This window comes from Delftia sp. CH05, assembly GCF_009827015.1.
GTDB lineage: Bacteria > Pseudomonadota > Gammaproteobacteria > Burkholderiales > Burkholderiaceae_C > Comamonas > Comamonas tsuruhatensis.
In genome coordinates this window covers 109,722-130,843 of record NZ_WUMG01000003.1, presented here as the reverse complement: position 1 = coordinate 130,843, position 21,122 = coordinate 109,722, and the positions used below count along the sequence as shown (strand labels likewise).

19 protein-coding genes are annotated in these 21,122 nt (G+C 69.7%); 7 read left to right on the top strand and 12 right to left on the bottom strand.

Annotated elements, in window-relative coordinates:
• Positions 1 to 34: 34 nt before the first annotated feature.
• Positions 35 to 463: a hypothetical protein gene (locus tag GRX31_RS04165; RefSeq protein ID WP_160851613.1), complete on the top strand. Its 429-nt coding sequence runs from the start codon at positions 35 to 37 to the stop codon at positions 461 to 463.
• Positions 464 to 470: 7 nt separating this feature from the next.
• On the opposite strand, the gene GRX31_RS04160 is transcribed toward GRX31_RS04165, so the two are convergent.
• The 6 genes from GRX31_RS04160 to GRX31_RS04135 are packed head-to-tail and all read right to left on the bottom strand — an operon-like array spanning position 471 to position 7,222.
• Positions 471 to 908, bottom strand: a complete 438-nt coding sequence (locus GRX31_RS04160) for a PaaI family thioesterase (protein WP_016451973.1) — start codon at positions 906 to 908, stop codon at positions 471 to 473.
• Entirely contained in the window at positions 905 to 1,129 is a 225-nt protein-coding gene (locus GRX31_RS04155) for an acetyl-CoA carboxylase biotin carboxyl carrier protein subunit (RefSeq protein WP_160851611.1), read from the bottom strand. The genes GRX31_RS04160 and GRX31_RS04155 overlap by 4 nt, the downstream gene beginning before the upstream one ends.
• Positions 1,130 to 1,140: 11 nt before the next feature.
• Positions 1,141 to 2,502 (bottom strand): acetyl-CoA carboxylase biotin carboxylase subunit, encoded by a 1,362-nt coding sequence (locus GRX31_RS04150; protein WP_061287221.1) that lies wholly within the window; start codon positions 2,500 to 2,502, stop codon positions 1,141 to 1,143.
• On the bottom strand, positions 2,499 to 4,616 hold the full coding sequence (locus GRX31_RS04145; RefSeq protein ID WP_160851609.1) for an acetate--CoA ligase family protein: 2,118 nt from the start codon (positions 4,614 to 4,616) through the stop codon (positions 2,499 to 2,501). Before GRX31_RS04145 ends, GRX31_RS04150 begins: the two co-directional genes overlap by 4 nt.
• 10 nt (positions 4,617 to 4,626) lie before the next feature.
• A complete protein-coding gene (locus tag GRX31_RS04140; protein WP_016451976.1) occupies positions 4,627 to 5,646 on the bottom strand; it encodes a tripartite tricarboxylate transporter substrate binding protein in 1,020 nt (339 codons plus the stop codon).
• 28 nt (positions 5,647 to 5,674) lie between these two features.
• A complete protein-coding gene (locus tag GRX31_RS04135) occupies positions 5,675 to 7,222 on the bottom strand; it encodes an acyl-CoA carboxylase subunit beta (RefSeq protein WP_017406246.1) in 1,548 nt (515 codons plus the stop codon).
• A gap of 223 nt (positions 7,223 to 7,445) precedes the next feature.
• Between GRX31_RS04135 and GRX31_RS04130 the strand changes: the two genes are divergently transcribed.
• Positions 7,446 to 9,128 (top strand): sigma-54 interaction domain-containing protein, encoded by a 1,683-nt coding sequence (locus GRX31_RS04130; protein ID WP_160851608.1) that lies wholly within the window; start codon positions 7,446 to 7,448, stop codon positions 9,126 to 9,128.
• A 127-nt stretch (positions 9,129 to 9,255) separates the two neighbouring features.
• Positions 9,256 to 10,257 carry an arsenic resistance protein gene (locus tag GRX31_RS04125; protein WP_160851606.1) on the top strand — a complete coding sequence of 334 codons (1,002 nt, stop codon included), beginning with the start codon at positions 9,256 to 9,258 and terminating at the stop codon, positions 10,255 to 10,257.
• On the opposite strand, the gene GRX31_RS04120 is transcribed toward GRX31_RS04125, so the two are convergent.
• Together GRX31_RS04120 and GRX31_RS04115 are read right to left on the bottom strand one after the other, a co-directional pair.
• Positions 10,233 to 11,177, bottom strand: a complete 945-nt coding sequence (locus tag GRX31_RS04120) for a siderophore ABC transporter substrate-binding protein (RefSeq protein ID WP_160851604.1) — start codon at positions 11,175 to 11,177, stop codon at positions 10,233 to 10,235. The genes GRX31_RS04125 and GRX31_RS04120 overlap by 25 nt on opposite strands.
• A gap of 121 nt (positions 11,178 to 11,298) precedes the next feature.
• The gene (locus tag GRX31_RS04115; RefSeq protein ID WP_160851602.1) at positions 11,299 to 13,326 is read right to left on the bottom strand and encodes a ligand-gated channel protein; all 2,028 of its coding nucleotides are present in this window, start codon (positions 13,324 to 13,326) and stop codon (positions 11,299 to 11,301) included.
• Between GRX31_RS04115 and GRX31_RS04110 the strand changes: the two genes are divergently transcribed.
• Entirely contained in the window at positions 13,325 to 13,492 is a 168-nt protein-coding gene (locus tag GRX31_RS04110) for a hypothetical protein (protein ID WP_160851600.1), read from the top strand. The genes GRX31_RS04115 and GRX31_RS04110 overlap by 2 nt on opposite strands.
• 166 nt (positions 13,493 to 13,658) lie before the next feature.
• On the opposite strand, the gene GRX31_RS04105 is transcribed toward GRX31_RS04110, so the two are convergent.
• On the bottom strand, positions 13,659 to 14,963 hold the full coding sequence (locus GRX31_RS04105) for a DUF445 domain-containing protein (RefSeq protein WP_160851598.1): 1,305 nt from the start codon (positions 14,961 to 14,963) through the stop codon (positions 13,659 to 13,661).
• Between the two features lie 120 nt (positions 14,964 to 15,083).
• Here GRX31_RS04105 and GRX31_RS04100 point away from each other — a divergent pair, with 120 nt between their 5' ends.
• Positions 15,084 to 15,341 (top strand): DUF3297 family protein, encoded by a 258-nt coding sequence (locus tag GRX31_RS04100; protein ID WP_016446670.1) that lies wholly within the window; start codon positions 15,084 to 15,086, stop codon positions 15,339 to 15,341.
• Between the two features lie 123 nt (positions 15,342 to 15,464).
• Here the strand turns inward: GRX31_RS04100 and hmpA are convergent, their stop codons facing one another.
• Positions 15,465 to 16,691 (bottom strand): NO-inducible flavohemoprotein, encoded by a 1,227-nt coding sequence (hmpA, locus tag GRX31_RS04095; protein WP_160851597.1) that lies wholly within the window; start codon positions 16,689 to 16,691, stop codon positions 15,465 to 15,467.
• 120 nt (positions 16,692 to 16,811) lie between these two features.
• Here hmpA and norR point away from each other — a divergent pair, with 120 nt between their 5' ends.
• Entirely contained in the window at positions 16,812 to 18,383 is a 1,572-nt protein-coding gene (gene norR / locus GRX31_RS04090) for a nitric oxide reductase transcriptional regulator NorR (protein WP_160851595.1), read from the top strand.
• A gap of 124 nt (positions 18,384 to 18,507) precedes the next feature.
• Positions 18,508 to 19,689: a Fic family protein gene (locus GRX31_RS04085; RefSeq protein WP_160851593.1), complete on the top strand. Its 1,182-nt coding sequence runs from the start codon at positions 18,508 to 18,510 to the stop codon at positions 19,687 to 19,689.
• 9 nt (positions 19,690 to 19,698) lie between these two features.
• On the opposite strand, the gene GRX31_RS04080 is transcribed toward GRX31_RS04085, so the two are convergent.
• Both GRX31_RS04080 and GRX31_RS04075 read right to left on the bottom strand, forming a co-directional pair.
• A complete protein-coding gene (locus GRX31_RS04080; protein ID WP_160851591.1) occupies positions 19,699 to 20,613 on the bottom strand; it encodes an EamA family transporter in 915 nt (304 codons plus the stop codon).
• An 88-nt stretch (positions 20,614 to 20,701) separates the two neighbouring features.
• Positions 20,702 to 21,121, bottom strand: coding sequence for an FKBP-type peptidyl-prolyl cis-trans isomerase (locus GRX31_RS04075; RefSeq protein ID WP_160851589.1), 420 nt, complete (start codon positions 21,119 to 21,121; stop codon positions 20,702 to 20,704).
• Position 21,122: the final 1 nt, after the last annotated feature.

Sequence of the window (21,122 nt, the reverse complement as noted above, 5' to 3'; positions counted from 1 at the left end):
CACAGGCACCGGAGCGGCGGCACAATGGCGCCCCATGACGCAAGACGCCCCCTCCTCCTACGCAACGCTGCTGGCCGAAGGCAATGCCCTGGTGGCCCAGGCGCAGCGGGCCGCCACCCAGGATTTCGCCCAGGCCCGGGCGCTGTGGCAGCAGGCCGGCAAGCATTTCTATCTGGCCCATAAGGCCGACCCCGATCAGGCCGAGGGCGCGTTTCGCCTGGCCCAGGCCTGGATGGCCGAAGCCCATGCGCTGCAAAAGGAAGAATCGCCAGACGCCGTGGTGATGTGGCGCAACGCCGCCGCGCAATGCGAGCTGGCGTTCGACCTGGAACCCGATAACGGCCGCCTGGCCATGACGGCCGCCAGCTGCCACATGTTCGGCGGCCAGCATGACGCGGCCAAGGCCTGGCAGCAGATCGGCCAGCATCTACTGCCGCCGGCGCCCGAAGGCGACGGCGCCTGAAGCCAGGCTACAGCGCGATCAGCTTGAACACGGCCCGCGCAGTGCACACGGCCTGGCCCGCGCTGTCCAGCACATTGCCCTCGCAGAACACGGTGCGCGCGCCTGCGCGCAGCACGCGGGCCTCGATCAGCAGGTCGGTGGTGGCCGAGGCGAGGAAATGCGTGCTCATCTCGATGGTCACCACGCCCAGCCCCAGCGGGTTGGACGAGCGCGCGGCCGCGCTCAGCGTGAAGTCCAGCGCGCTCATCAGCGCACCGCCATGGCCATGCCCCCGGCTGTTGGCCAAGTGCGGGCGCATGGGCAGCCGCGTGCGCGCCAGGCCGGGCGCCAGGCTCACGGGCTCCAGGCCGATATGGGACATGAAGGGCACGTCGATGCCGAAGTAGCCGCGCGCCAGCGCGGCGGCCTCCAGGTCCGGGGTGGTGGAGATTCCAACGGCGTTCATCCGATCTCCGCAATCGCCTGGCCTTCGGCCACCGGCTCGCCCACGGCCACGAGCATGCGGCGCACGACGCCTGCCACCTCGCTTTCCACGGGAATCTCCATCTTCATGGACTCCACGATGATGAGGGTGTCGCCCAGGGCGACGGTGCCGCCTTCGGCGGCTTCCACAGCGGCCACGAGGCCGGCGATGGGGCTTGTGATCTTGTTCGGGGTGGTGGTCATGGGTAGGGCTTTCAAAGGGGGGCCAGCACGCGCTGGGCGATGCCGGTGTCGATGCGCAGGTCCAGGAAATCGGCGTGGCCCAGGATGCGTTCGATGAAGGGGATGTTGGTCTTCACGCCCTCGATGCGGGTCTGCGCCAGTGCCTGGCGCAGCCGTGCGATGGCCTGGGCGCGGTCGCTGCCATGGGCCACGAGCTTGGCGACCATGGGGTCGTAGAAGGGCGTGACGCTGCAGCCCTGGGCATAGCCGGTCTCCACGCGCAGGCCTTCTCCCTGGGGCATCTCGAAGCGGTCCAGGCGCCCTGGCGAGGGCAGGAAGCGCACGGGGTCTTCGGCATAGATGCGCGCCTCGATGGCATGGCCGCTGGCCACGGGTTCGGCGGGCAGCACGTCGCCCATGCGCTCGCCGGCGGCCAGGCGGATCTGGGCCTCGACGATGTCGATGCCCGTGATCTCCTCGGTCACCGCATGCTCGACCTGCAGCCGCGTGTTCATCTCCAGGAAGACAAAGCCGTGCTGCGGCGTGTAGAGCATCTCCACGGTGCCGATCACGTCATAGCCCGTGCGCGCCAGCAGGCCGGCCAGCAGTTGCCGCATGTCGGCCAGGGCCTGCGCGGGAATGCCTGCGGGGCGGGCCTCTTCCACCACCTTCTGGTGGCGGCGCTGCACCGAGCAGTCGCGCTCGAACAGCACGCGCACCTCGCCATGGCGGTCGGCCAGCACCTGGAACTCGATGTGGCGCGGCGCCTCGATCAGCTTTTCCAGGTACAGCTCGGCCGTGCCGAAGTACTTGGCGGCCATGCCGCTGGCCTTGGACCAGGCGGCCTCCAGCTGCGGTGCATCGTGCGCGGGCAGCATGCCGATGCCGCCGCCCCCGCCTGCGGGCTTGACCAGCACGGGAAAGCCGATGCGCGCCGCCTCCGCCTGCGCCTCCTGCACGCTGTGCAGCACGGCCGAGCTGGCCGCCTGCGGCATGCCCTGGGCGGCCATGAAGGCCCGCGCCTGGGTCTTGTGGCCCAGCGTGCGTATCCAGTGCGGCGAGGGGCCGATGAAGCACAGGCCCTGGCGCTGCACGGCCTCGGCGAAGTCCGCGTTCTCGGAGAGAAAGCCGTAGCCCGGGTGCACGGCATCGGCGCCGGTCTCGCGCGCCACCTGCAGCAGCCGCGCCTGGTCCAGATAGCTTTGCGCGGCGGGCGCAGGGCCTATGCACACGGCCTGGTCGGCCGCGCGCACATAGGGCAGGCTGGCATCGGCCTCGGAGTACACGGCCACGGATTCAAGGCCCATGCGCCGCAGCGTGCGGATCACGCGCGCGGCCACGGCGCCCCGGTTAGCGACCAGCACGCGGCGGATGGGGTGCGGGGCGCCGCTCATGCCGCCTCCGAGGACGCCGCTGGCGTGGCGGCCACGGCCACCACCGCATCGACGATCACCGGCGCCTGCGCGCCGCGCGCCACGAGCACGGGATTGGCGTCGACCGACTGCACGCGCCCGCCCTGGGCCAGCATCCAGTCGCCCAGCCGCACCATCATGGCGGCCACGGCATCCAGCTCCACGGCCGGCATGCCGCGCACGGCCGCAAAGGCCGGGGCGATGGACAGGCGCGCAAGGGCATCCAGCGCCTGCCGCGCACTGAAGGGGGCGACAAGGAACTGCACGTCCCTGAGCGCCTCCACCAGCACGCCGCCCTGGCCGACCATGACCACCACGCCGAATTCGGCATCCACATGGGCACCCAGCGCCAGCTCGAAGTCGGCCTTGTGCTGGGCGCCCAGCAGCAGGCCACCATCGGCCGCGCCCAGGCGGGCCAGCGTGGCGGCGAAGTCGCCAAAGGCCTGCAGCGCCTGCTCCGCCTCGCGGATGTTGAGCCGCACCAGGCCATGCTCGGACTTGTGCGAGAGATCGGCGGACACGCCCTTGGCCACCAGGGGCCGTGGCAGGGACTCGATGGCGGCGCGCACCTCGTCCTCGCTCCTGCAGACCAGATGGCGCATCACCGGCAGGCCGGCGCGGGCGAGTTCGGACAGGCTGGAGGGCTCGTCCAGCGTAACCAGCGTGAGGGAGCGGGAGGCCGCCACCGGCACCGATGCCTCGGCAGACGGCGCCTGTGCCTGCCTGCCACCGGCCTGCTCGGCCAGCAGCGCCAGGCCGCGCATGGCGGCGCGTTCGCACCAGAAGGTGGGCACGCCCTGGTCCTGGAAGGCCTGGGCCACCCAGTCCTGGTTGACGCTGACCGCAATGGGCACGCCGGTATCGCGCGCAAAGCGGCTGGCCTGGCCCGCGAAGTCGGCGAAGTCATAGCCCTCGCCGCCGATCGGGAAGCCCACGTGCACCAGATCGGCGGCACCGCTGCCCGACAAGGCCCGCAGCGTGTCGCCAAAGGTCTGCGGCCTGCCCAGCAGGGCCGTGGTCATGTCGATGGGATTGCGCGCCGTGACATAGGACGGCAGTGCCTGGGACAGGCTGTCCAGCGTGGCGGCATCGAACGGCTCCAGGGCCAGGCCGTATTCCTCGGCCGCGTCGGCCGACAGCACGCAGGTGGCGCCCGAATTGCTGATGCTGACCACGCGGCGACCGCGCGGCGCAGGCTGGGACAGGAACAGCGGCGCGTAGTCGATCAGCTCGCGGAAGTCGGCCAGGCGCGGTATGCCGTGCTGGCGCAGGAAGGCATCGGCCAGCGCGTCCTCGGCCGCCAGCGCGCCCGTGTGCGAGCTGGCCGTGGCCTGGCCTGCGCGCGTGCGGCCGGCCTTCACGGCCAGGATGGTGACGCCGCGCGCATGCGCCAGGCGCGCGGCCTCGGCCAGCCAGGCGCTTTGCCGCAGCGTCTCGATGTAGAGCACGACCAGGCGGATGCCTTCGTCCTCGACCACGGCGCGCACGGCCTCGGCTGCGCAGACATCGGCCTCGTTGCCCGTGGACAGCATGTAGCGCACGCCGATGCCCGCGCGGCGCAGGCCGCCGTAGAGAATGGCCGCGCCCGCACCGCTCTGGCTGACGATGGCCACGGGGCCGTCGGCCGGCGCGTTCTCGTTGATCATGGTCGAGAAGTTGAGGATGGCGCCCGTGGCGAAGTTGGCCACGCCCTGGCAATTGGGGCCGAACAGGCGCAGCCCGCCGCCTGGCGCCCTGCGCGCCCGCGCCACCAGGTCGGCCTGCTGCCGGCGGCCTTCCTCGCCCAGCTCCGCAAAGCCCGAGGAATAGATCACGGCCAGGCGCGCGCCCACGGCCACGCAGTCGTCGATGGCGGCGGCCACGTCCTCGCCGGGCAGGCTGATGACCACGGCGTCGGGCGCCTCGGGCAGCGCGCGCAGCGAGGGGTAGGCGGCCAGGCCCTGGACCTCGGCGCGCTTGGGATTGACGGGCAGGATGCGGCCCGCGAAACCATGGCGCCGCAGGTAGTCGATGGGCCGGCCACCGGCCTTGATGGGGTTGTCGGATGCGCCAAGGATGGCGACGGAGCGGGGGTTCAGTGCTTGCAACAGAGACATGCGTACCTCATCAATCCAAAGACAAGGCTTCGCGCTGGATGACTTGGCCCCAGTCGGCCACTTCCTTGGCGATGCGCTGGCCGAACGGCGCGGGCGGCATCATCACGGGCTCGCCCTGGCTGCTGAGCACGGCGCGGATGCGTGCGTCCTGCAGCACGCCCCTGGAGGCCTCGTAGAGCCGGTTGACGATGGCCGGCGGCGTGCCTGCGGGCGCCAGCAGGCCGGCCCAGAAGGTGACGTCGAAATCGGCATAGCCGGCCTCGGCCATGGTGGGCACCTCGGGCAGCTGCTGCATGCGCCGGGGCGCGGTGACGGCCAGCGCCACGAGCTTGCCGCTGGCGATGTGGGGCAGCGCGCTCCAGGTGTCGAACTGCGTGTCCAGCTCGCCGCTGAGCACGGCCATCTGGGCCTGCGACGCGCTCTTGTAGGGCACATGCGTGGTCTTCACGCCCGTGCGGTTGCTCCAGGCCGCATAGGCCAGGTGGGCGATGTTGCCGGGGCCGGCAGAGCCGTAGCTGAGCTTGTCGGGATGGCCCTTGGCGAAGGCGATCACATCCTTGGCCGAGCGGATCTGGTGCTTCTGCGCCCACTCGGGGTTGACGGTGAGGATGAAGGGCGCATCCAGCACCATGGTGATGGGCGCGAAGTCCTTGGCGCGGTAGGTGATCTTCTTGTAGATCTGGGGGTTGATGGTGATGCTGCTGGAGTTGGTGACCAGCAGGGTGTAGCCGTCGGGCGCGGCGCGCGCCACCTCGCCCACGCCGATGGCGCCGTTGGCGCCGGGCTTGTTCTCCACCACCACGGGCTGGCCCAGCGACTTGCTCAGCGGCTCGGACAGCGCGCGTGCAATGGTGTCGGTGAACGAGCCTGCAGGAAAGCCGACCACGATGCGCACGGGGCGCGTGGGCCACTTGTCCTCCTGGGGGGCCTGGGCCTGGGCCGCCGTCGCGGCGCAGATGGTCAGGCAGGGCGCCAGGCACAGGGCCAGGGCGGTGCGGCGCGAGGGCGCGCGCGGTTGTCTGGTTGCCATTGCTTTGTCTCCTTGGGTTTTTATGCGTTCAGGGCCGCAGGCCGAACTGCGGCGCTCCGGCCTCGCGCAGCGGCGCGGCCAGTTCCACGAATTCGCTGAGCAGGGCGCGCGTGTCGCGCGGATCGATCACCTCGTCGATGCCGAAGGCCTCGGCCGTGCGGAAGGGCGAGGTCAGGCTGCGCACGCGCTGCTCGATCTCGGCGCGCTTTTGCACGGGGTCGTCGGCGCCTTCGATCTCGGCCTTGTAGGCCACCTCCAGCCCGCCCTCGATGGGCAGCGAGCCCCAGTTGGCCGAGGGCCAGGCATAGCGGAAGTTGAAGCGGCCCATGTGCTGGTGGCCCGCCGCCGCCACGCCGTAGGCGCGGCGGATGAGGATGCTGCACCAGGGCACGGTGGCCTGGTAGACGGCGGCCAGGGCGCGCACGCCGTAGCGCATGACGCCGGCCTTCTCGGCCTCCACGCCGATCTGGAAGCCCGCGATGTCCACCAGGTTGACCACGGGCAGGTGGAAGGTCTGGGCCATGTCCACGAAGCGCGTGAACTTCTCGGCGGAGGGGCCGTCCCAGCCGCCGCCGTAGAAGTACGGGTCGCTGGCCACCACGGCCACGGGCCAGCCGTCGATGCGCGCCAGCCCCGTGACGATGGCCCGGCCCCAGTGGCGGCCCGTCTCCAGGAAGGAGCCCTCATCGACCAGGCATTCGACGATGGGCCGGATCTTGTAGACCTTGCGGCCATCACGCGGAATGGCCGACAGCAGCCATTCGTCGCGCCGCCGCGGATCGTCCTGCGGCGCGGTGCGCGCAGGCAGCTCGTACACCGACGATGGCAGGTAGGACAGGAAGCGGCGCACGCGCTCGAAGGCCTCCTGCTCGGTGGCCACCTCGTCATCGACCACGCCGTTGCGCGTGTGCACCTGGCTGCCGCCCAGCTCGTTCTTGGTCACGTTCTGGCCAATGCGCGCCACCACGGGCGGGCCGGCATTGAACAGCTGGGCGGTCTCCCTGACCATCACTGAGTAATGGCTGGAGGCCACGCGCGCCGCGCCCATGCCGGCCACCGAGCCCAGGGCCAGCGAGACCACGGGCACGGTGGACAGGTTCTGCACCACCTGGCTCCAGACCTTCATGGTGGGCACGCTGGTGTAGCCCTTGGTCTCGATGTTGCGCACCGAGCCGCCGCCGCCCGTGCCGTCCACCAGGCGCACCATGGGCAGGCGCAGGTCGTGCGCCATCTTCTCGGCAAAGATCAGCTTGTCGCCCACGGCGCCGTCGTTGGCGCCGCCGCGCACCGTGAAATCGTCGCCCACCACGACCACGGGCCGCCCGCCCACGCGCGCCCGGCCCATGATGAGGTTGGAGGGCGTGAAGTCCGTCAGCCGGCCCAGGCCGTCGTACTGGCCCGAGCCGGTGAGCGAGCCCACCTCCACGAAGGACTGCGCGTCCGTGCAGGCATCGATGCGCTCGCGCACCGTGAGCTTGCCGGCAGCCTTGTGCCGCGCCACCTTGTCCTCTCCGCCCAGTTTGGCCGCCAGTGCGCGGCGGTATGCGATCTCGTCCACTTCGGGTTGCCAGCTCATGTCGTCGTGTCTCCTTGTTCCTGTAAAGATGCACAAGGCGTGCCAGAACGCAGCGCGTTGAATTCAAAGGATTTTTTCCACAGCCGACCTACACATGTCCACATCAAGGACAACCTCGAAGACACGGGTCGGGCACTGTCTTCAATGGAGACACCACGGGGACAGACCCGTGGCCTGCGCGCCGATAGAGTGCGTTCAACCCCAGCGACTGCCCGCCATGCCCATGCCCAGCTCCCCCGACCACCGATTCGGCGTTCTCGTCTGGCGGCGCGACTCGCCCGAGCCCGTGGCGCGGCTGGGCCTGGCGCAGGAGCCGCTGCTGCATGCAGCCGTCACCGAGGCCCTGGCCCGCGCGCACGGCGACGGGCACAACCCCATCGGCCATGGCCAGTTGCTGCACGTGGAAACACCGGGTCCGCGCGGCACGGTGGCCCGCCATGTGGCCGTGGTGCTGGCCGATGCCGAGGGCGAGGTCGCCCTGCTGCGCCCGGCCGACGAGGCGGCGGCGCTGTTCGACATGGTGGCCAGCGTGCCCTTCGCCTTCGCCATCCTCAACATGTTCCTGACCAACCCGTACCAGGCGATCACGGTGGCCGACCATGAAGGGCTGATGCGCTACATCAGCCCCGTGCACGAGAAGTTCTTCGGCCTGGCGCCCGGCACGGCCGCAGGCCGGCGCGCGGAGGACGTGATCCCCAACTCGCGCCTGCCCCATGTGGCACGCAGCGGCCGCGCCGAGATCGGCGACCTGCAGCAGCTGGGGCCGGGCGTGAGCCGCATCGTCAACCGCATGCCGGTCTACGAGGGCGGCGCCGTGGTGGGCGCCGTGGGCCAGGTCAGCTTCAGCGGCGTGGAGGCACTCAACCGCATGCAGCAGCGGCTGAACCAGCTGCATGACGAGGTGCAGCACTACAAGCGCGAACTGAGCCAGCTGCGCGGCGGCACGCCCACGGCGCAGATGGTGGGCGCCAGTGCCCCCATGCAAAGGCTGGCCCGCGAGATCGACGCCGTGGCGCGGCTGGACGTGCCTGTGCTCATCCTGGGCGAGAGCGGCAGCGGCAAGGAGCTGGTGGCCCAGGCCCTGCATGCGCGCGGGCGCGATGCCGAAGCGCCCCTGGTCAGCCTCAACCTCGCGGCGCTGCCGGCCACGCTGATCGAGTCCGAGCTGTTCGGCTACGAGGCCGGCGCCTTCACGGGCGGGCGCAGGCAGGGCCAGCCCGGCAAGCTGGAGCAGGCCGAGGGCGGCACCCTCTTCCTCGACGAAGTGGCCGACATTCCCATGGAGATCCAGGTCAAGCTGCTGCGCGTGCTGGAGGACCGCCAGGTGCAGCGCCTGGGCGCGCACAGCGGCCGGCAGGTGAACTTCCGCATCGTGGCCGCCACGCACCGCGACCTGCGCGGCCTCATCGACAGCGGCCGCTTCCGGCTGGACCTGTTCTACCGCCTCAGCGGCGTGGTGCTGCATGTGCCCGCCCTGCGCCAGCGCCTGGAGGACATCCCGGCCCTGGTGCAGCGCTTTGCCCAGTCGTTCTGCGAGCGCAACGGCATCGCGCTGCCCCGCATCGCGCCCGGCGTCATGCCCTACCTGGCCCGGCAGGCCTGGCCCGGCAATGTGCGCCAGCTGCGCCAGCGCGTGGAAGAGGCCCTGGTGTTCTGCGACGGCCACCTGCTGGGCGTGGACAACTTCGCGCGCCACGAGGACCCGCTGGCCGGCGCACGGCCTTCGCCCGTTGCCGAGCCCGGCCTGCCCGCCACCGGCGCCGTGGCCCCGCTCAAGGACCAGGAGCGCAACGCCATCCTCGACGCCATTGCACGCTGCGGCGGCAACAAGAAGCTGGCCGCGCAGGAGCTGGGCATCTCGCGCTCCTATCTGTACAAGGTGCTGGGCGCGGCAAACCAGGGCTGATCCCTGCGGGCCCAGGGTCTGCAGGGGAATGAAGCAGCGGGCCGGCTGTGCCGTTGCCATACTAGGCGCCCCACATCCGCCCCACATCCGCGTACCCGCCCCGTACCCGCCGCCATCGGCCTCCTGAATGCAAGACACCCGAGACGCGCTCGAACAGCGCCAGATCCCCATCTACTTCGCCGCCGTGGCCCTGGCCGCAGTTGCCGCCTGGGCGCTGCCCGGCACAGGCGTGCTGGAGCGCGCCATCAACCCCGCGCTGGCACTGATGCTCTATGTGACCTTCTTGCAGGTGCCCGTGGCCGAGCTGCGGCGCGCCTTCGGCCAGGTGCGCTTCCTGGCCGCGCTGATGGTGGCCAACTTCATCGTGGTGCCGCTGCTGGTCTGGGCCCTGCTGCAGTTCCTGCCCGCCGACCCCCTGCTGCGCCTGGGCGCGCTGCTGGTGCTGCTGGCGCCCTGCATCGACTACGTGGTCACCTTCTCCCACCTGGGGCGCGCCGATGCGCGCCTGCTGCTGGCGGCCACGCCGGCCCTGCTGATCGCGCAGATGCTGGCCCTGCCCGGCTACCTGGGCCTGTTCCTGGGCGACGATGCGGCGCGGCTGGTGCAGGCGGGGCCTTTCCTGCATGCGTTCGTGTGGCTGATCGCCGTGCCGCTGGCCCTGGCCGTTGCCACGCAGCTGTGGGCGGCCCGCAGCCGGCGCGGCGCCAGCGCCTCGGCATGGCTGGGCCTGCTGCCCGTGCCGGCCACCGCGCTGGTGCTGTTCGTGGTGATCGCCTCCGTGCTGCCCCAATTGGGCCCGGCCACGCAGGCCGCCTGGAGCATGGTGCCCGTCTATGCGGCCTTTGCGGTGGCAGCGCCCGCGCTGGGCTGGCTGGTGGCGCGCGCCTTCCGGCTCCCGGCAGCCTCGGGCCGCGCCGTCGCGTTCAGCGCGGGCACGCGCAACTCCCTGGTCGTGCTGCCGCTGGCCCTGGCCGTGCCCGGCGCCATTCCCGTGCTGCCGGCCGTCATCGTCACGCAGACGCTGGTGGAGCTGCTGGCCGAGCTGGCCTATGTGCGCGTGATTGCGCTGTGGGGCCGGGACCGGGAGCCGGCCCTGGCCCGCGGTCAACGCGATGACGCCGCGCCATAGGCCTGGCGCAGCTGCGCCATGTTGTCCAGCAGCGCCGTCGGCCCGGCGCTGCCCATCAGGTACCAGCCCTTGGGATCGAGGAAGACGACCTGCCCCTTGCGGCCGGCCGCCGTGGCGTGGATCCGCGCGTTGTCGAACACCTTGCGCGAAGCCATGATCTCGCCGCCGCCTGCCGCCTGGCCCGTGGCCGTGTTGCGGTCGATGACGTAGATCCACTCGGGGTCCAGCCGCGCCACATCATCGAAGCCGTAGGCGGTGCCGCGGGCTGGCAGTTGCGCGGCCGATAGCGCCGAGCGCGCGCCGAACACATCGAACAGAAAGCCGAAGCGCGATCCCGGCGCCTGCGGCAGGAGCTTGTCGTTCACGGCCATCAGCAGCAGGCCCGGCGCGGCCTGCGAGGCCTGGGCACGCAGGCCCTGCAGCTCGGCGTGGATGCGCTGCACCAGCGCACGGCCCTGCGCCTGGCGGCCGAACAGCAGCGCCAGCGTGGCGATGTTGCGTTCGATATCGGCCAGCATGTGCTTGCCGCTGACGCTCAGGTCCAGCGTGGGCGCGATGCGTCCCAGCACCTCGGCCTTGCCGGCCGAGCGCCCGCCCACGACGATCAGGTCGGGCGCCAGCCGGCTCAGCGCCTCGTAGTCGGGCTCGAACAGCCCGCCCGCCGCAGGCCGCTGCGCGAAGCTGTCCAGGTACCGGGGCAGCTGCGCCCGGGGCACGCCTGCGACCGCCGACGCGGGCACGCCCAGCGCATGCAGTGCATCCAGCGCCCCCAGGTCATAAATTACCGCGCGCCGGGGTGCGCCGGGCAGGCTGGTCATTCCCCCGGCATGCCGCACGGACAGCGTGGCCGCCGCCGCAGTCCCCAGGAACAAGGCCGGCAGGGCCAGCGCCGCCGCGCGGCGCGTGATATCGAAGGTCATGGCAAAGAATCCCAGGAAAAAATGAAAGGAGTTCCGGGCTCCGGAGGCGGGTGCCGCGCCGGGAAGCGGCGCGGCCCGATCCGCAGGCCACGGGCAGCGGCCGCCCTTGCGGCCGGGATGCCTAGAACTTCACGTTCATGCCGATCCAGTAGCGCCGGCCGTCCTGCACCGTGGCGTAGTCCTCGTAGTACACGTCCTTGTCGAACAGGTTGTAGATGCCTGCGTAGAAGGTCACGTCCTTGCTGTAGTTGTAGGAGCCGCCCATGTCGAACATGGCATAGCTGCCGGCCACCCAGGTGCGCGCCGAACGGCCGCCCGTGGGCTGGCTTTCCTTGCCCCGGTAGGACAGCTTGGCCCAGCCCGCCCATTGCTGCGAAGGCTTCCAGTTCAGCGCCAGGTTGAGCATGTGGCGCGGCAGCTGGCTCAGCGGCTGCCCCGCGAACTCGCCGCTCTTTTGCTCGGACTTGGTGAAGGTGTAGCTGCTGCTCAGGTCCAGCGTGCGCGCCAGCGGGGCCTTGAACGTGGCTTCGATACCGCGCGTGATGGCCTTGTCGATATTGACGTTGGTGGTGGGCGTGTTGCCCGAGGAATTGGCCGGTCCGCACTCGGGACAGGCGATGCGCGTGATCTTGTCGTTGAACTCGTTGTCGAACACCGTCAGGCCTGCCGACAGGCCGGCGCCGTTGTTGTAGAGCACGCCCAGTTCCTTGCTCAGCGAGGTTTCGGGCTTCAGGTCGGGGTTGCCGTAGATGTTGCCGCCGCGGCTGGACTGGCCCCAGTCGCCCAGGGTCTGGCGCAGCGAGGGCGCGCGAAAGCCGGTGGACACGCCGCCCTTGACGGTCCATTGCGCGTCGAGGTTCCACACGCCGTACAGGCGCGGGCTCCATTGCGATCCGCCCTTGCTGTCGTGGTCGTAGCGCAGGCCGCCGGTCAGGGCGAAGTTCTCGCGCAGGCGCCACTCGTCCTCGGCGAACCAGGCGTACTGCGTGCGATCGGCCGTGGTGCGCGCCGAGCCCGGCAGCGTATTGGTCGTCGTGTCGCGCAGGTCCTGCTGGTTGTAGTACACGCCCGTGGTCAGCAGGTGCTGGCGGCCCAGCGGCGCCACCCAGCTGCTGTTGAACACCGTGTTCCTGATGGTCATGTCGCGCGACAGGTTGCGCGTTTCCTCGCGCTGCAGATAGGTGTCGGAGGAAGCCCAGCCCCAGCGGCCCTTGTGCTGCAGCGAGTAGTTCTCGCGCTCGAACTTGCGGTCGCTGGGCGCATCGGTGGGCAGCAGGGTCATGCCAGGCGACGAAACGAAGTGCTGGCGCGAAGTGCCGATCTCGGCGATCAGGTCGTGGTCCTTGCTGGGGGTCAGCGCCAGGCGCAGGTTCAGCGAACGGTTGTCGCTCTTGTTGTAGCCCTGGTAGATGCGGTCCTGGTCGCGCTTGCTGTAGTTGCCGTACAGGCTCAGGCCCAGCAGGTCGGTCTTGATCGGGCCTGACAGGTAGAAGTTGGTCTGGTAGGCATCGCCCGAGGTGGAGCGCTCCTGCAGCGTGGCGTCGGCGCGCACCGAGCCATGCCAGTTCTTCGCCACCTTGCGCGTGATGACGTTGATCACGCCGCCCATGGCGTCCGAGCCGTACAGCGAGGACATGGGGCCGCGCACCACCTCGATGCGCTCGATGGCCTCCAGCGGCGGAATCCAGCTCTGGTCCGTGCCCGTGCTGCCGTTGGTCTGGGTCTCGCGCGTGCTCATGCGCTTGCCGTCCACCAGGATCAGGGTGTAGTTGGCGCCCATGCCGCGCAACGAGATGTCGTTGGAGTTGTTGTCCGAGGGCGTGAGGATCACGCCGGGCACATCGCGCAGGGCATCGTGCAGGTTGCGGTAGGCGCCCTGCTCCAGTTCCTGGCGCGTGATCACCGAGATCGAGGCCGGCGCCTGGCTGATCTCCTGCTCGAAGCCGCTGGCCGTCACGACCAGGGTTTCCAGCGTCGCCCCGCCTGCTGCCTGGGCCAGCGCGCTGCCCGAGGCCAGCAGGCCCAGGCAGGCGCCCAGCGCGGTGCGGCGCAGGGGAACGACGGTGGAGGGAAACGAAGCACGCAGGGAGGTGCAAAGGGCGGACAGGGCAAAGCCACGGCCCGCCGCGGGGGCTGTGCAGTTGTGCATGGGAAAGCTCGCAAGAAGAATCACGGACGGTCGAACGACCGGGGTGCGCATCCGCTCTGTTGTTTTTGATGAGTGCGAATCGTTCTTATTTTATTTTCCCGCCGACAACGGCCTGGCCGACAGCAGCGCAGCTGCTGTTTTTCTTTACAAGCGGACCGATCTGTGAGCAATTCATTCAGGATGCTGAATGTTGCCTTGTTCATCAATGACATGCAGGGCCGCCAGTGCCCGGGCGCGTGCAGCGCCCGGCCCGATTCACGGCGTTCCGGCGAACACGGCGGCTTTGTAAAGTTGGCCCGATGTGGCCGGCAGGCAACATCCTGATACGAAGATCAGGACCACAGCCGCCCCGCATTGGAGACCAGGAACAGCAGCAGCCCTACGGCACCGCCGACCACGGTGCCATTGATGCGGATGTACTGCAGGTCCTTGCCGATGTGCAGCTCGATCAGCTCGGACAGCTCGCGCGCATCCCAGCGCCGCACGGTGTCGGCGATGTGCTGGGCCAGGAACTGCGAGACATCGGGCGCCAGCGCCTGGGCCCAGCGCTTGAGGCGTTCGTTCATGGAGTGGCGCAGCGCCTCGTCATGCGCCAGCGACTGGCCCAGCCAGCGGCCCATGGCCGCGGTCTTGCGCGCCACCTGCGAATGCTCGTTGGCCAGGTCCGCCTGCAGCCTGGCGCGCAGGCCCAGCCACAGCGAACGCAGGTAGCCGGCCAGCTTCTCGTCGTGCAGCAGGTAGTCGCGCAGGCGCTCGGCGCGATCGGCCATTGCCGGGTCGGACTGCAGCCGGTCAATCAGCCGCTGCACGGAGGCATCGAACGCCTTGCGCATGTGGTGCCCGGGATCGTTGGCGATGTCCTGCAGCAGGCTGTCCAGCGCCCCGGCGATGGCCGTGGCACCCTTGTCGCCGAGCCAGTCCGTGGGCAGCATCTTTTCCTTGAGCGGATGCTCGCGCTTGAGCCACAGCACGATGGTCCGGGCGATCAGCACATGGGTCTCGGATTCGCGCAGCACGCCGCTGACGCGCGCCAGCACATCGTCGAGCACGGCCTGGTGGCGCCCGTCCTGGGTCAGGCCCGACAGCAGGTCCGCCGCCGCGCGCGGCAGGTCCAGATGCTCCAGCAAGGCCTTGAACGAGTGCGAGAGAAAGCGCTCCACCTGCCGGTCCTGCACCATCTCCAGCGCCGCCAGCGCCAGCCGCGCCACCTGCCGCCCCAGCAGCGTGCTGTTGGCCGGTGAGGTCAGCCAGCCCGCCAGCACGCGCGCGGGATCGTGGCGCTCGATCAGCGCCACCAGCGAAGGCCCGTCCAGGAACTTGTCGCGCACGAAATTCGCCAGGTTCAGCCCGATGCGGTCCTTGTTGCGCGGAATGATGGCCGTGTGGCGCCCGACCACGGGCAGCGGAATGTGCCGGAACAGGGCAGACACCGCAAACCAGTCGGCCAGCGCGCCGACCAGCGAGGCCTCGGTCACGGCCTTGATGCAGGCCAGCCACAGCGGCACCTGCTGCCAGTGCGCTGCCGCCACCGACGAGGCCACGAAGCCCAGCGCCATGAGCAGCAGCAACGCCAGCGGCAGGCGCTTGGCCGACTTCAGTGTTTGACGTTGCTCTGGCGACAGCATGGAGCGCAGCATACGACGCCCGCCGGGCCCCGCGTGGCGATGCCTGCCGCCAATGCCTGTCAGCCAGCGCCTGACCCCGGATTGCGCGGACAATACCGGCTTTCTTCAGAACCCTCTTGCGAGAACAAGACCATGACCGACGCCAACGCATCCGCCGAGCGCCCCGCCCTGCCCGACCATCTGTCCATCGACCCGCGCAGCCCGCACCACGTGGCGGCCGTGTTCGAGCACGACATCGGCATCCGCTTCAACGGCAAGGAGCGGTTCGACGTGGAGGAGTATTGCGTGAGCGAGGGATGGATCAAGGTGCCCGCGGGCAAAACGGTGGATCGCAAGGGCAGGCCCTTGCTGATCAAGCTCAAGGGCACCGTGCAAGCCTTCTACCGCTGAGCCTTCGGACCTTGTCGCACCTCTTGCCACAGAGGTGCTACAAGGGGCGCGACAAGGGCGCGACAAAGGCATGCCAGGGGTGCGGCAAAGCCAGGAACCACCCAGGGCAGGCTCCGGCAAAGCCTACTGGAGCGCCTCGGCCGGCCCAAAAAACTCATACCGCACCTGCTCCTGCGGCACCCCCAGGGCCTTCAACGATTCCTTCACCGACCGCATGAACGGCCGAGGCCCCAGGAAGTAGACATCGGCATCCACGGCGGGCAGCCATTCACCCAGCTGGCGGGCGGTCAGCAGGCCCTGCGCATCGACCCCATCGCCCTCCTCCGCCCGGTCATAGCAGTAGTAACGGGTGAGCTGCGGATGCACGGCAGCCAGCGCATCCACATGCTCGCGGAAAGCATGCACCCCGCGCTCGCGTGCGCAGTGGATGAAGACCACGGGCCGCCGGGTCGGCAAGGCCGCGTCCAGCATGGGCAGGGTCGGCGTGATACCCACGCCGCCGCTGATCAGCACCAGCGGGCGCTCGCCGGGCTGCAGCGTGAAGTGGCCTGCGGGCGGGAACAGCTGCAGCGTGTCGCCGACCTGGACCCGGTCGTGCAGGAAGTTGGAGACCTTGCCACCCGCCTCGCGCTTGACGCTGATGCGCAGGCTGCGCCCGTCTGCAGGTGCGGACAGGGAATAGTTGCGCCGCTGCTCCTGGCCGTCCACCACCAGGCGCAGGCCGATGTACTGGCCGGGCTGGTGGGCGATCACGGGGCCGCCGTCGGCGGGCACCAGGTAGAAGGACGTGATCTCGGCGCTTTCCTGCACCTTGTCCTCGACCACGAAGGCGCGCTCGCCGCGCCAGCCGCCTTCGGCCGCCGCCGTGCGGTCATAGGCCTGGCGCTCGGCGCCGATCAGGATGTCGGCCAGCTGCTGGTAGGCGGCGCCCCAGGCGGCTATGACCTCGTCGGTGGCAATCTCGGCGCCCAGCACTTCGCGGATGGCGCGCAGCAGGCAGGTGCCGACGATGGGGTAGTGCTCGGGCTGCACCTGCAGCGCAACGTGCTTGTTGATGATCTGCGCGGGCAGGTCGCCCAGGGCGTCCAGCCGGTCGATGTGCCTGGCGTACATGAGCACGCTGTAGGCCAGGGCACGCGGCTGGGCGCCGCTTTGCTGGTGGGCCATGTTGAACAGGGCGCGCACCTCGGGGTACTCGCCCAGCATGGTTTGGTAGAAATGCGTGATCAGCGCTTCGCCGCCGGTTTCAAGCAGCGGAACGGTGGATTGGACGATGGCACGTTGGCGGTCGGTCAGCACGGAAAACTCCTTGGGTACGGGAACGGACATGCCCGGTGCGATGCCGGACATGCCTTGACAAAGGCAAGGGCCGTGCCAGTCCCGCGACCCTTGAAGAACAAGGGCTTGGCGTTTCATGCGTCAATATGACTCCCGTCAAATCGAGTCCTTTTGACAGCCATCGCAGTCTTTATGACCACATCCACCGCCCTGCACGCCCTCACCCCCCTGGTGGCCGACCTGGCCCAGGACCTGCCTGAGCGCGAGCGCTTTCGCCGCCTGCTGGCAGCCCTGCGCGCCGTGCTGCCGGCCGATGCCGCCGCCCTGCTGCGCCTGGAAGGCGAGTGGCTGCGGCCCGTGGCCATCGACGGCCTGGTGCCCGATGCGCTGGGCCGGCGCTTTCGCATTGCCGAGCACCCGCGCTTCGCCCAGCTGCTGGCCGCGGGCCAGGCCATGCGCTTTGCGCCAGACAGCCCGCTGCCCGATCCCTATGACGGCCTGGTGGCCCAGGGCCACGGGCCGCTGGAGGTGCACGACTGCATGGGCTGCGTGCTGCAGACCGGCGGCCTGCCCTGGGGCCTTCTCACGCTGGACGCGCTGGACCCGGGGCGCTTTGCCGACCCGGCCGCGCTGGCGGCGCTGCAGGCCTTCAGCAACCTGGCGGCGGCCACCGTGACCACGGCCGAGCGGCTGCGCCGGTTGGCGCGCAGTGCGCGCGCCCTGCCCGCACCCGGCGCCGCCCCGGGGGGCGATTCATCGCGTCCGCTGATCGGCCAGAGCCCGGCCATGCGCGCGCTGCAAAAGGACATCGCCCTGGTCGCGGCCAGCGACCTCAACGTGCTGATCACGGGCGAGACCGGCACGGGCAAGGAACTGGTGGCCCAGGCCGTGCATGCGCAGTCGGCGCGTGCAGGCCGGGCGCTGGTCAGCATCAACTGCGCGGCCCTTCCCGACAACCTGGTCGAAAGCGAGCTGTTCGGCCATGTGCGCGGCGCCTTCACGGGCGCGCTGTCCGAGCGCAGCGGCAAGTTCGAGCAGGCCGACCAGGGCACACTGTTCCTGGACGAAGTGGGCGAGCTGTCCCTGCCCGTGCAGGCCAAGCTGCTGCGCGTGCTGCAAAGCGGCCAGCTGCAGCGCCTGGGCTCGGACCGCGAGCACCATGTGGACGTGCGCGTGATCGCCGCCACCAACCGCGACCTGGCCGCCGAGGTGGCGGCAGGCCGCATGCGCGCCGATTTCTTCCACCGCCTGAGCGTCTACCCGCTGCGCGTGCCCGCGCTGCGCGAGCGCGACAGCGACGTGCTGATGCTGGCCGGCTTCTTCCTCGAGGAAAACCGTTCGCGCCTGGGCCTGGGCGGACTGCGCCTGCACCCCGCTGCGCAATCGGCCTTGCTCGCCCAGGACTGGCCCGGCAATGTCCGGGAACTGGAGCACCTCATCAGCCGCGGCGTGCTGCGGGCGCTCAGCCGTGCGCCCTCCGGCACTCCGGCCGGTGGCCGGGCACGCATGGTCACGCTGGGGCAGGCCGATCTCTGGGATGACGCGCAGCCCCCGGCGACGGCCACCCCGACCCTGCCCGTCCCACAGGCCGCATCGCCCGGCGCCAGCCCCCAAGGCCTGCGCAATGCCGTGGAGAGCTACGAACGCCAGCTGATCAAGGCCAGCCTGCAGCGCCACCACGGCAGCTGGGCCGCCGCCGCACGCGAGCTGCAGATGGACCGCGCCAACCTGCAGCGGCTGGCGCGGCGGCTGGGACTGGCATGAGGGGTCATGCGGCCGGCCCGCCGCCTTGAGACGAAGGCTTATTTAAGTCTGCTTAACTTGGCGCTCTCGTTATTTAAGAAAAACCGCATTTGCTTAAATAAGCGTCCGAAGCCATAGTCAGCCCATGCCCGATTCCCCTACCAGCCAGCGGCTTGGCCGCTTCATCGAGACATCCGCAGCAGGCGAAAAGGTGCGCGCCTTCGTGCCGCCACCGCTGCCGCCGGAGCCGGCCATCGATGTGCTCGTCCTCCTGGAAAAGCTCAGCCTTGCCGAGCGTGCGCTGGGACGGCTCGATGGCATCACCATGCTGCTGCCCCGCCAGGAGCTGTTCCTCTACATGTACGTGCGCAAGGAGGCCGTGCTTTCTTCGCAGATCGAGGGCACGCAATCGACGCTGTCGGACCTGCTGCGCTTCGAAGCCGAGGCCCAGGCGGGCCAGCCCATCGACGACATCCGCGAAGTTTCGAACTATGTGGACGCGATGATGTACGGACTGGAGCGCCTGCGGGACCTGCCGCTGTCACTGCGCCTGATCCGCGAGATGCATGGCCGGCTGCTGCAAAGCGGACGCGGCGGCACCAAGAGCCCCGGCGAGTTCCGGCGCTCGCAGAACTGGATTGGCGGCACGCGTCCAGGCAATGCCTTGTTTGTGCCGCCGCCTGTCAACGAACTCGGCCCCTGCCTCAACGCCTTTGAACGCTTCATGCACGAAGATGCCTCCCGCCTGCCCGCCCTCATCAAGGCCGGCCTGCTGCACGTGCAATTCGAGACACTGCATCCGTTCCTCGATGGCAATGGCCGTATCGGCCGCCTGCTGGTCACGCTGTATCTCTGCATTAACGGCGTGCTGAACAAGCCGCTGCTCTACCTCAGCCTCTTTCTCAAGACGCACCGGACCGAGTACTACCGGCTGCTCCAGGAAGTGCGCGAGAACGGCAATTGGGAAGCCTGGCTCGACTTCTTTCTCACCGGCGTGGCACAGACCGCGAACCAGGCCTTCGAGGCCGCCACCCATATCGTCGACCTGTTCAGGCAGGACCGCGAACGCATCGCGACCGAAGGCGAACGCGCCAGCTCCACGCTGCGCATCCACGACCTGTTCCAGCTCAACCCCTTCCTGACGTCGAACCAACTGGTCCGGCAGATAGGGCTGTCCTCGCCCACCGTCAACACGGCGCTCGCCGACTTGCAGCGCCTGGGCATCATCGAGGAAGTGACCGGCCGCAAGCGAGGCCGGGTCTTCAGCTATCAGCGCTATCTTTCCGTGCTCAACGAGGGCACGGATCCGCTACCCCGGCCGGCCTGATCCCTGGCCTCACCGCCTGAGCGACTTCAGCCACCCATACCCGCTCACCAGCAGCACCCCTGCCAGCACCATCAGTGCCCCGGCCAGGAAGTTGGGCTCGATGGGCTCGCTGAGCAGCCAGGCACCGAAGACCACGCCGAAGATGGGCGTCATGAACGAGAACACGCCCAGGCGCGAGGCCAGGTATTGCGTGAGCAGCCAGAACCAGACCAGGAAGCTCACGAAGCAGACCAGCACGGACTGGAAGGCCAGGCCCGCCCAGGCCAGGGGCGTGGGCTCGAAGCGGGTCTGGCCCAGCAGGAAGGCGGCGGGCAGCAGCAGCGCAAAGCCGGTGGCCAGCTGGTAGAGCAGGGTCTGCGCGGCGGGCAGCGATGCCAGCCGCGTGGTGCGGATGGCCACCGTGGTGGCGCCCCAGGCCACGCCGGCGGCCAGCGCCAGCAGGTCGCCCAGCAGCATGGCGGCGCCGGCTGCCTTCGAAGGCTTGCCGCCGCCCAGGAAGGCCAGCGCAATGCCGGCAAAGGCCAGCACGATGCCCAGCCATTGCAGCGGCGCCAGGCGCTCCGAGGGCAGCTTCCAGTGCAGGCCCAGCGCCGCGAACACGGGAGCGGAATACAGGAAGACCACCACATGGGCGGCCGAGGTGTGGTTGATGCTCTCGCCCACCAGCAGGAATTCCAGCGCAAACAGCGTGCCCACGGCCAGGCCCGGGCGCCGGCTGCCGTCGCCCCACTGCACGCGCATGCCGCGCCAGCGCATGAACAGCCACACCAGCACGGCGCCCGCGCCCGAGCGCAGCGCGATCTGCAGCGTGGGCGCAATGGCATCGGCCGTGGCCTTGAGCAGGATCTGCTGCAGGCTCCAGATCAGGCACAGCATGAGCATCAGCGCGGAGGCGCGCGCGTCCAGCGGTTTGCGTGGGTCCACGACGTCTTCCTTTCAGCGACCGTGAAAAAGCCGGCCCGCAGGCCGGCTTCGCATCAGGCGGGGGCTGGCCCGGCCAGCGGGCCGGCCATCACTTGATGCCCAGCAGTTCCACCTCGAAGTTCAGCGTGGCGTTGGGCGGGATCACGCTGCCCGCGCCACGGCTGCCGTAGGCGATGGAGGGCGGGCAGGTCAGCTTGGCCTTGCCGCCGACCTTCATCTTCTGCACGCCTTCGGTCCAGCAGGGAATCACGCCGGTCAGGGGGAACTCGATGGGCTGGCCGCGCGTGATGGAGCTGTCGAAGTCCTTGCCCGTGTCGGGGAAGTAGCCGCGGTAGTGCACGCGCACCGTGTCGCTGGCCTTGGGGCTGGCGCCTGTGCCTTCCTTGAGGCTTTCATAGACCAGGCCGCTGGCCGTGGTGACGAGCTGGGCCGCATGGGCCGCCACGCCGGTCAGTGCGGCGAGCATCAGGCCGCAGGAGGCGGCCAGGGTGGTGAGGGTCTTGTTCATG

Coding starts and splice junctions, on each gene's coding strand:
- GRX31_RS04165 (WP_160851613.1), top strand. CDS start 35: ATGACGCAAGACGCCCCCTCCTCCTACGCAACGCTGCTGGCCGAAGGC.
- GRX31_RS04160 (WP_016451973.1), bottom strand. CDS start 908: ATGAACGCCGTTGGAATCTCCACCACCCCGGACCTGGAGGCCGCCGCG.
- GRX31_RS04155 (WP_160851611.1), bottom strand. CDS start 1,129: ATGACCACCACCCCGAACAAGATCACAAGCCCCATCGCCGGCCTCGTG.
- GRX31_RS04150 (WP_061287221.1), bottom strand. CDS start 2,502: ATGAGCGGCGCCCCGCACCCCATCCGCCGCGTGCTGGTCGCTAACCGG.
- GRX31_RS04145 (WP_160851609.1), bottom strand. CDS start 4,616: ATGTCTCTGTTGCAAGCACTGAACCCCCGCTCCGTCGCCATCCTTGGC.
- GRX31_RS04140 (WP_016451976.1), bottom strand. CDS start 5,646: ATGGCAACCAGACAACCGCGCGCGCCCTCGCGCCGCACCGCCCTGGCC.
- GRX31_RS04135 (WP_017406246.1), bottom strand. CDS start 7,222: ATGAGCTGGCAACCCGAAGTGGACGAGATCGCATACCGCCGCGCACTG.
- GRX31_RS04130 (WP_160851608.1), top strand. CDS start 7,446: ATGCCCAGCTCCCCCGACCACCGATTCGGCGTTCTCGTCTGGCGGCGC.
- GRX31_RS04125 (WP_160851606.1), top strand. CDS start 9,256: ATGCAAGACACCCGAGACGCGCTCGAACAGCGCCAGATCCCCATCTAC.
- GRX31_RS04120 (WP_160851604.1), bottom strand. CDS start 11,177: ATGACCTTCGATATCACGCGCCGCGCGGCGGCGCTGGCCCTGCCGGCC.
- GRX31_RS04110 (WP_160851600.1), top strand. CDS start 13,325: ATGGGAAAGCTCGCAAGAAGAATCACGGACGGTCGAACGACCGGGGTG.
- GRX31_RS04115 (WP_160851602.1), bottom strand. CDS start 13,326: ATGCACAACTGCACAGCCCCCGCGGCGGGCCGTGGCTTTGCCCTGTCC.
- GRX31_RS04105 (WP_160851598.1), bottom strand. CDS start 14,963: ATGCTGCGCTCCATGCTGTCGCCAGAGCAACGTCAAACACTGAAGTCG.
- GRX31_RS04100 (WP_016446670.1), top strand. CDS start 15,084: ATGACCGACGCCAACGCATCCGCCGAGCGCCCCGCCCTGCCCGACCAT.
- hmpA (WP_160851597.1), bottom strand. CDS start 16,691: ATGTCCGGCATCGCACCGGGCATGTCCGTTCCCGTACCCAAGGAGTTT.
- norR (WP_160851595.1), top strand. CDS start 16,812: ATGACCACATCCACCGCCCTGCACGCCCTCACCCCCCTGGTGGCCGAC.
- GRX31_RS04085 (WP_160851593.1), top strand. CDS start 18,508: ATGCCCGATTCCCCTACCAGCCAGCGGCTTGGCCGCTTCATCGAGACA.
- GRX31_RS04075 (WP_160851589.1), bottom strand. CDS start 21,121: ATGAACAAGACCCTCACCACCCTGGCCGCCTCCTGCGGCCTGATGCTC.